The 8902-nt window shown below is 70.0% G+C and carries 6 protein-coding genes, 1 rRNA gene and 2 pseudogenes; 3 read left to right on the top strand and 6 right to left on the bottom strand.

Going from position 1 to position 8902, the window contains the following annotated elements; genetic code table 11:
- Nucleotides 1-92, top strand: a 5S ribosomal RNA gene (gene rrf / locus ABZT02_RS31335); the annotation flags it as partial.
- Nucleotides 93-180: 88 nt separating this feature from the next.
- On the opposite strand, the pseudogene ABZT02_RS31330 reads toward rrf, so the two are convergent.
- Nucleotides 181-525, bottom strand: a pseudogene (locus ABZT02_RS31330) (response regulator transcription factor); the annotation flags it as partial.
- Nucleotides 526-654: 129 nt separating this feature from the next.
- On the opposite strand from ABZT02_RS31330, the gene ABZT02_RS31325 reads away from it, so the two are divergent.
- A complete protein-coding gene (locus tag ABZT02_RS31325; RefSeq protein WP_356023400.1) occupies nt 655-1200 on the top strand; it encodes a GNAT family N-acetyltransferase in 546 nt (181 codons plus the stop codon).
- A 43-nt stretch (nt 1201-1243) separates the two neighbouring features.
- Nucleotides 1244-2097, top strand: a pseudogene (locus ABZT02_RS31320) (GNAT family N-acetyltransferase).
- 18 nt (nt 2098-2115) lie between these two features.
- On the opposite strand, the gene ABZT02_RS31315 reads toward ABZT02_RS31320, so the two are convergent.
- The 5 genes from ABZT02_RS31315 to ABZT02_RS31295 are packed head-to-tail and all read right to left on the bottom strand — an operon-like array spanning nt 2116 to nt 8866.
- Entirely contained in the window at nt 2116-3717 is a 1602-nt protein-coding gene (locus ABZT02_RS31315; protein ID WP_356023422.1) for a type IV secretory system conjugative DNA transfer family protein, read from the bottom strand.
- A 15-nt stretch (nt 3718-3732) separates the two neighbouring features.
- Nucleotides 3733-5142, bottom strand: a complete 1410-nt coding sequence (locus tag ABZT02_RS31310) for an ATP-binding protein (RefSeq protein ID WP_356023398.1) — start codon at nt 5140-5142, stop codon at nt 3733-3735.
- 10 nt (nt 5143-5152) lie between these two features.
- The gene (locus ABZT02_RS31305; protein WP_356023396.1) at nt 5153-6712 is read right to left on the bottom strand and encodes an SCO6880 family protein; all 1560 of its coding nucleotides are present in this window, start codon (nt 6710-6712) and stop codon (nt 5153-5155) included.
- A complete protein-coding gene (locus ABZT02_RS31300) occupies nt 6709-8043 on the bottom strand; it encodes a hypothetical protein (protein ID WP_356023394.1) in 1335 nt (444 codons plus the stop codon). Before ABZT02_RS31300 ends, ABZT02_RS31305 begins: the two co-directional genes overlap by 4 nt.
- Nucleotides 8033-8866: a hypothetical protein gene (locus tag ABZT02_RS31295; protein ID WP_356023392.1), complete on the bottom strand. Its 834-nt coding sequence runs from the start codon at nt 8864-8866 to the stop codon at nt 8033-8035. The genes ABZT02_RS31300 and ABZT02_RS31295 overlap by 11 nt, the downstream gene beginning before the upstream one ends.
- Nucleotides 8867-8902: the final 36 nt, after the last annotated feature.

Below are 8902 nucleotides of genomic sequence, written 5' to 3'. Positions count from 1 at the left end.
CGCCCGGTTACATTCCGAACCCGGAAGCTAAGCCTTACAGCGCCGATGGTACTGCAGGGGGGACCCTGTGGGAGAGTAGGACACCGCCGAACAATTTTTGAGAAAACCCCGTGCCTTTCGGCACGGGGTTTTCTGCGTTCTACGCTATTTCACCAGCTTTGTTTCGTACGCCAGGATCACCAGGCGGCGGGTCAGGCCGGGGGCCACCACCGCGTCGCCGGTCGCCACCGCGCGGATGCCGGACAGGAGGTCCTCCGGCTGGGCGTCCTTGACCAGGAAGCCGGAGGCTCCGGCACGGAGGCCGGCGTAGGCGTACTCGTAGAGGTCGAAGGTGGTGAGGATGAGCACGCGGGTGCGGTCGCCGGTGGCGACGATGCGGCGGGTGGCCTCGATGCCGTCCAGCCCGGGCATGCGGACGTCCATCAACACCACGTCGGGGTGCAGCTCGGCCGTCATGCGGACCGCCTCGGCGCCGTTCGTGGCTTCGCCGAGGACCGTCAGGTCGTCCTGGCTCTCCAGCAGCATGCGGAAGCCGAGGCGCTGGAGGGGCTGGTCGTCGGCGATCGATGCTCGTGCGGGCGGGGGTGGCGGGCGTCGGACCGCGGGCAGTATTCCAGGTGAGGCGGGTAGTACTCGGGTACTACTGTGGCCCGCATGAGCTACGTGATCCGGTCCGTACGCGCCCACGAGTGGCCCGCCGCGAAGGAGTTGCGGCTTGCGGCCCTGCAGGATCCGGTCGCGCCTCTCGCCTTCCTGGAGACCTACGAGGAGGCCGTCGAACGTCCCGACTCGTACTGGCGGGAGCGGACGGCCAAGGGTGCCGAGGGAGCCGACGGGGCTCAGACGATCATCGCCGAGGCGCCGGACGGGCGGTGGGTCGGGACGGTGACCGTGCTGCTGGAAGAGCCCGGGACCACGGACTGGGCCGGATTTTCGGTCGAGCGGAAGCAGGGGCATCTCGTCGGGGTGTTCGTACGGCCCGAGGAGCGCGGGAGCGGGCTCACCGATGTGCTGTTCGACGCCGCTGTGGAGTGGGCGTGGGCGCACGGCGCCGAGCGGGTGCGGCTGATCGTGCACGAGGACAACGGGCGGGCGCAGCGGTTCTATCGCAAGGTGGGCTTCGAGCCCACGGGTGTGCTCGTGCCGCTGGCGGCGACTCCTGGGGAGACCGAGCTGGAGTTCGCGTTGGAGCGCGCCTGACTCGCGTGATGTTTTCCTGTGCCGCCGTCAGGGATCATGAGGCATGCGTCCGGACGACTGGCACCTCACCGAAGACATCGACGACTTTCTCGCCCGCGCCGGGGAGTTCCTGCGCTCGCGTCCCGTCCCGCACATCATGCAGCTGACCTGGACGGCGAGGCTTCGCGCTCGCGGGGCGGCCGCGTACGACGCCGAAGGCGCTGTCTTCGGTCTGCTGGAGCGGGCGGGCGAGGTCCACGCGGCCTTCTACCGGCTGTCGCCCCACCGCGGGCTGGGCCTGACTCCGCTGACCGCCGAGCAGGCCGACGCCCTCGCCGCCCGTCTGGTCGCGCTGGGTCACTCCGTTCCGTCCGTCAGCGCGGACGACACGACCGCGGCCGTTTTCGCCGAGGCGTGGCAGCGGCACACAGGGGCGACGCCGCGCGGGTCCGGCTCTGTCTGCACCGCCTCGGCACGCTCGTGCCGCCGGAGCCATTCCCGGCGGGCCGGGGGCGGTCTGTGGGGGAGCGGGACCATGAGCAACTCATGGAGTTCTGCCGTGGGTTCGCCGCGGACGTGGGGGAAGCGGTCACCATCGACGCCGACTCCTGGGCCGGCACCCGTTTCTCCGGCAAGAGCTACCTGTTCTGGGAGTCCCCGGACGGCACGCCGGTCTCCATGGCGGGGGCGAACCCGATGGTCGCCGGCCTGGTCCAGGTGGACCCGGTGTACACACCGGCCCACCTGCGTGGTCGTGGCTACGCGGGCGCCGTGACGGTCGAGGTGAGCCGGGCCGCGCTGGCGGCGAGCGCCGGGGATGTCGTGCTGTTCACGGACGCGGCCAACCCCACCAGCAACGCGCTCTATCGGCGGCTCGGGTATGTGCCGGTCGTCGACTGGGTCGTGTACGACTTCTGAGCTCTTGGTTTCTGATCTCTACGCCGGGAGGTCTGCGTCCGGCCAGCGGGTGCGGGCCTGTTCGCGGGAACGGAGCAGGGCCAGGGTCGGTAGCCCACGGTCCGCTCCGGCGGCCAGCAGCTCGGGGAGCTGGGGAAGCGGGGCCACGGCGGCGACGTCGTCCAGGACGAGCGTGAGTGGTGGGTCGAGGCGACCGGAGGATGACCGTTCGGCCATGCGCCGGCCACGCTCGACCACGCTTGAGGTGAGGGCCGTCAGGAGGGGCATCGCGCCCGGATCGGTCCTGGGGTCCTCGATGGATTCACCCACCACATAAAGCGTGCCCCCTTCGTCGACGAAGGAATCCAAGGCGAGGGCATCATTTCGGTTGGGAGTGCATGCCTCGCGGATGTTGACCGTGAAGAGGGCGGAGAGGGCTCGACTGGTCAATTCCTGGGCGATGTCGCGGCGTTCGGGGTGCGCGGTGAGGGCCGCTTCGAGTTCGCCCGCGGAGCCGGGAGCTGCCTTCGGGTTGGTGCGGAGGGTTTTCACGGCGTCCTGGACCTGTGTGCCCTGGCACCAGCGGTGGACGTGGCGGATGGTGCGGGCGTCTATGGCCGCCGCGTGGAGGTAGCTGCGCAGGAGCGTTTCGGCCACGTCGGCCACGGCCCGGTCGATCTTCGCGGTGGGGCGGATCGGGGCGAGGAGGGCCTGCGCTCTCGCCTTGGCCGTTTCCTTGGTCGCGCAGCCTGTGATCGGGGACCAGTGGAGGCGGGCCGGGGTGTCGCAGAGATGGGTGGGGTCGTAGACGTGGACCGGGCCCAGTTTGGCTCTGGAGTCCTTGGTGTCCTGCCAGACGGCCGGGTTCGAGGTGACGACGAGGGCGGGGCCTTCCGCGTCCCTGATGGCCTGGGTGGCGGTGGGGTGGCGGGCTTCTCGCGGGGCGTAGAGGACCGCGCCTTCGGCGGGAGGTGTTTCCCACCCGCCCATCCGTACACCGGTCGTTGTCGGGTGCGGGTGGCCCTCGCGGGGCGGACTCGCCGTCGGCGTCGGCGTCGGCGGCTGCGGCTGGGTGGGGGTGGCGGCCGGTGGCTGCGCCGGGTACTGCTGTTCCATCGTGGGCTGTGCCGGGCTCGGGACGGGCGCTGTGGCCGGTTCCGGCGCCGGTCTCGGTGCCGGAACCTCGTGGGCTGGTACCTCGTGGACCGGTACCTCCTGGGCCGGTCCTGGTTGCGGACGTCGTGCCCGGGCCGCCAGTTTCTCCGCTCTCGTCCTCGCGCGGACCGCCCTCCAGCGGGCCAGGGTCCCCATCACGAAGATCGTCAGGACGATCAGGATCAGCAGCTGGCCGATGAACAGGCCCCAGACCAGGCCGTAGCCGGAGAGCTGGCCGGCGGGGGTGTCGGGCCAGGCGCCGGGGAGGTCCTGGGGGTGGCCGATGAGGTGGCGCATGGCCATCGGAGTGCGGGTGAAGGTGACGCCCCTGGGCCAGTCGCCGTGGGCGAACAGGCCGGCGAGACCCGTTGCCGCCCAGACCAGCAGGGTCATGCCGAGGAGGAAGGCGAGTATGCCGACCAACAGCCCGTCCGGGACGCCTCCCTGGCCTCCCTGACCGCCCTGGTGGCGGTCGTCCGGTCTCACCACTGCCCGCTCCTCCTACGCCACCGTCGACTCGGAGTCGCCCATGTGCTGTTCCACGAAGGCCGCGGCCCGCTCCTCAGCCTCCAGTTCGGCGGCGCGCAGGGCGTCGTCGGTGAGGTCGGTGGAGGACTCCGTCATCGCGCGGTCGGTGAAGACCAGGGGGCGTTCGGTCTCGGTGATCAGGTGTTTGACCACCTGGACGTTGCCGTTGACGTCCCAGACGGCGATGCCGGGGGTGAGGGACGGGATGATCTCGACCGCCCAGCGGGGCAGGCCCAGGACGCGGCCCGTCGCTCGTGCCTCGTCGGCCTTCTGGGCGTAGATCGTCCGGGTCGAGGCCATCTTCAGGATCGCCGAGGCCTCCTTCGCCGCCGCTCCGTCCACCACGTCGGACAGGTGGTGAACCACCGCCACGAAGGACAGGCCGAGCCGGCGGCCGAACTTCAGCAGGCGCTGGAAGAGCTGGGCCACGAACGGGCTGGCGATGATGTGCCAGGCCTCCTCGACCAGGAAGATGCGCTTCTTGCGGTCGGGGCGGATCCAGGTGTGTTCCAGCCATACACCGACGATCGCCATGAGGATGGGCATGGCGATGGAGTTGCGGTCGATGTGGGACAAATCGAAGACGATCAGCGGCGCGTCCAGGTCGATGCCGACCGTGGTCGGGCCGTCGAACATGCCCCGCAGGTCACCGTCGACCAGTCGGTCCAGGACCAGGGCGACATCGAGGCCCCACGCGCGGACGTCCTCTATGTCGACGTTCATCGCCTCGGCCGACTCTGGCTCGGGGTGCCGTAGCTGCTCGACGATGTCCGTGAGGATCGGCTGGCGTTCGACGATCGTCTCGTTGACGTAGGCGTGCGCGACCTTCAGCGCGAAGCCGGAGCGCTCGTCGAGGCCGTGGCCCATCGCGACCTCGATGATGGTCCGGAGCAGGGCGAGCTGGCCGGTCGTCGTGATCGCCGGGTCGAGCGGGTTGAGACGGATCCCCATGTCCAGGGCGGCCATCGGGTCCAGGCGGATGGGAGTTATGCCCAACTCCTGCGCGATGAGGTTCCATTCACCGACGCCGTCCTCGCCCTGGGCGTCGAGGACGACGACCTGGCGGTCGCGGAAGCGCAACTGCCGCAGGACGTACGTCTTCTCGAGCGCCGACTTGCCGTTGCCGGACTCGCCCAGGACCAGCCAGTGCGGGGCCGGGAGCTGCTGGCCGTAGAGCTGGAAGGGGTCGTAGATGTAGCCCTTGCCGGAGTACACCTCGCGGCCGATGATCACGCCCGAGTCGCCGAGGCCGGGCGCGGCGGTGGGGAGGTAGACCGCCTGCGCCTGGCCGGTGGAGGTGCGGACCGGCAGTCGGGTCGTCTCGACCTTTCCGAAGAGGAAGGCCGTGAAGGCGTCGGTGAGGACGGACAGCGGATCGCGCATGCTTTTGCCCCTACCTTCGAATGCCGGTGGCGAACGGAAGCGTGTTCACGAAGGCGCGATGGTGTTCTCGGTCGCACCACTCCAGTTTCAGATACGACTTGCCGGCCGAGGCCCGGATGGTCCGCTTGTCGCGGGCCAGGGCCTCGGGGGAGCGGGAGGAGACGGTGATGTAGCCGACCAGGTTGACCCCGGCCGCGCCGCTCGCGAGGTCCTCGCCGCGCTGGTCGAGCCGGGTGTGGGCGGCGATGTCGCGCGGGTCCACGGTCCGGTTCATCTTGGCGGCGCGGGAGGCCTCCGCCTCGTCGTTGGTCTTCTCGGTCAGCATGCGTTCGATGGCGATCTCGGTGGGTTCGAGGTCCATGGTGACGGCGACCGTGCGGATGACATCCGGGGTGTGGACGAGCAGGGGCGCCAGGAAGTTGACGCCGACGGGGGTCATCGGCCACTCCTTGACCCAGGCGGTGGCGTGGCACCAGGGCGCGCGCGTGCTGGACTCCCGCGTCTTGGCCTGGAGGAACGTCGGCTCCATGGCGTCGAGTTCGGCCGGCCAGGCGTTGCGCTTGGTCATCGCCTGGATGTGGTCGATGGGGTGGTCGGGGTCGTACATGGAGTGGATCAGCGACGCCAGCCGGCCCTGCCCGAGCGGCTGGCGTACCCGGATGTCGGCCTCCTGGAGGCGCGAGCAGATGTCGGTCAGCTCGCGGGCCATGACGACCGCGAGGCCCGCGTCCTTGTCCAGCTTGCGGCCGGACTGGGGACGGGCGGCGCGTGCCATCGCGTGGGCCTCTCCCGCCAGTTCACGCGTGTAGTGCATGCAGGCGACGAGGTACGCGCGGTGCTGCTCGCTGCTGGTCGACACCATCGACTGGAGTTGGTCGTACGACGTCTGCAGCCACGGCAGTGCCTTGTCGTCCCCGCGCATGGCGACGTCCTTGGCGTGGGCGTCGGGGTCGGCGGGGAGGGTGCGGGCGAGCATCTGGATGCGGGTGACGAAGCCGTCGCCGTTGGCCACGTGCTTGAGGAGGGTGCCGAAGCGGTCGACGAGGGCTTCCTGGTCCTCGGAGTCGCGCAGGCCGACGCCGGGGCCCTCGATCTCGATGGCGGCGGTGACGGTACGGCGGTCCGCGTGCAGCAGTACGGCGATCTCGTCGGGCCCGAACGGGGCGGCGAGCCAGTTGATCCGGCCGATGCCGGGCGGCGGGCCGACCTCGACCTCGCGGCCGTCGACGTGGGTGCCGGCCTCCATCACGGAGGAGCGGTAGGTGGTGCCCTGGCGCAGGGTCCGCTTGTAACTGCGGTTGATCTCGAACCACTTGTAGAACGTGCGGCGCTTGTACGGCACGTAGACCGCGGCCAGCGCGACGAGGGGGAAGCCCATCAGCAGGACGATGCGCAGGGAGAGGACCGGGACGAGGAGCCCGCACATCATGCCGAGGAACGCGCCCACGATGATGAGCGCGATCTCGCCCGTCTCACGGTTGCGGCCGACGATCGCGTTCGGCCGGGCGCGGCCGATCAGATATGTACGGCGGGGCGTGACCGTATGCGACACGTGGGACTCGGTCGTCAACGCCCGTCACCTCCTGTGCTGTTGCTGCTGCCGTTGCGGGTGTTGCCGGCGTGTGGGCTGTTCACCGGGTTGCTCGAGCGGGGAGCGGGAGCGGCGGAGGGGACAGATCCGCCGCCTCCGTTCGGGGTGCGCGAGCTGTGGGCGGCGACTCCGCCGGACACCGGGTTGCTCGGGCGGGCGCCCGAACCTCCGGAGGACTGACCGTTGTTGTCGGCCCGGGAGCTGTGGGTCTTGATGCCCTGGGCGACCAGGGTGGCCGGGGAGCTGATCACCGCGGCGGCCTTGCCCTCGGCGCCCTGCATGATGCGGTTGCTGCGGGAGCCGGCGATCTCGTCGCCGAAGCCGGGGACGAAACGGTAGATCATCGCGCTGGCGAAGATGGCGAGCAGGATGATGGCGAGGCCGGAGACGACGGCGGAGAAGGCGTCGGGGCCGTCGTCGGAGGAGAGCGCGCCGGCGAGGCCCAGCACGATGACGATGACCGGTTTGACCAGGATGACGGCGATCATGATGCCGGCCCAGCGGCGGACGTGGCCCCAAAGGTTCTTGTCGACGAGGCCGGCGTAGACGACGGTGCCGAGGAGGGCGCCGACGTAGAGGAGGGCGGCACGGATGACGAGCTCCAGCCAGAGCACTCCGGCGGCGAGGATGCTGACCAGGGAGACGACGATCAGCATGATGGGGCCGCCGCCGATGTCGTTGCCCTTCTCCAGGGCGCCGGAGAAGGTGCCGAAGAACGTGTCGGTCTGGTCGCCGGTGGCCTTCGCGAGGACCTCTGAGACGCCGTCCGTGGCGGAGACGACGGTGTAGAGGATGAGGGGGGTGAAGGCGGACGCGAGCACGGTCAGCCACAGGAACCCGATCGCCTCGCTGATGGCGGTGGTGAGGGGGACGCCTCGCACCGCGCGCTTGGCGACGGCCAGCAGCCACAGGAGAAGGGTGAGGATGGTCGACGCGGCGAAGACGACGGCGTACTGCTGGAGGAACTTCTGGTTGGTGAAGTCGACGTTCGCGGTCTCCTTCACGGCCTCGCTGAGCTTGCTGATCGTCCAGGCGGCGGCCTTCGCGCAGCTGTTGGCGAGGGAGGACATGGGGTCGAGGGGGGAGGTGGGGGTGTCGTTGATCGACCCGCCGCCCTGCTTGCTGCTGCGGTCGCTTTCGCACAGGGCCTTGGCGGTGCCGCTGAGCAGGCGGCAGGCGGCGTCGTCGGTCGGCGTGGGAGACGGGGAGGGCGTCGGGGCGGCGAAGGCCCGGGCCGCCAGCAGGACGGTCGCGGTCTGTACGGCCGTGACCGCCGCGGCGGTCTTGAGTACGTAGCGATTACCGCGCATAGGTGAACCCTCCGTACTCGTCGACTGCCTTCGCCATCTCGTCGGCGCTGGAGGCCGTGTCGTCGCCTGGGACGGGCGTCGGGCCTTCCTTCTGGGACTGTGTGACGATCTTCCAGTCGCCGGCCGTCCACTCGAGCTTCATGGTGACGGTGAACCAGCTGCTGGTGACGGGGTTCGTGGAGTTCTCGCCCGCCATGCCGAGCAGGCCGCTGCACCAGACCTCGACGGTCATGTCGTTCTGGGAGGACTCGGTGACCTTGGTGCCGATGGGGTTCGTACGGGACACGAAGGTGTAGCCGGCGGGCGTGGAGCCGTCGTCGTTGAGGCCGATGCTCTTGCTGAAGGCCGGGGTGTAGGCAGTGTCCAGGCTCGACTGGAACTCGGCCAGGCGTGAAGGGGCGATGATGGCCTGGAGCGTGGCATCGCGTTGGGTCTTGTCGAACATGCCGGCCGCGCCCAGCGCCACCGAGTAGTTCGCCGCCGCGCTCTGGGCGCCCTGGGCGTCGTGCGCGTATCCGGCGGGGATGACACCCGGGGTGGACCGCACCGGCTTGGTGCCGCTGGCCGCCGTGGAGGTTGCTCTGGGCTGGCCCCCCGCCCCCACCTCCGAGGATGCGGAATCGTCTCCTCCGCGGTTCGCGAAGGCGATTGCGGCGATCAGGAGGACGATGACGCCCACCACCGTGACCAGGCTTCGGGAGGACGAGCGGCCGGAGCGGCGGGCGCCGCCGTACACGTCGGTGGTGCCGCCCGGCAGGTGGGTGCGGGTCTGGCCGGTGCCGCCGTAACCGCCGGAGCCGTCCTGGTCGTCTCCGAGACTCATGCCGCTTACGCCCCCTCGACGTGGTGCGGAGAAGTG

It is taken from the genome of Streptomyces sp. NPDC005402, from assembly GCF_040606575.1.
Classification (GTDB): Bacteria; Actinomycetota; Actinomycetes; order Streptomycetales; family Streptomycetaceae; genus Streptomyces.
Note: the sequence above shows the minus strand (reverse complement) of the source record. Positions and strands in the feature narration are given on the sequence as shown.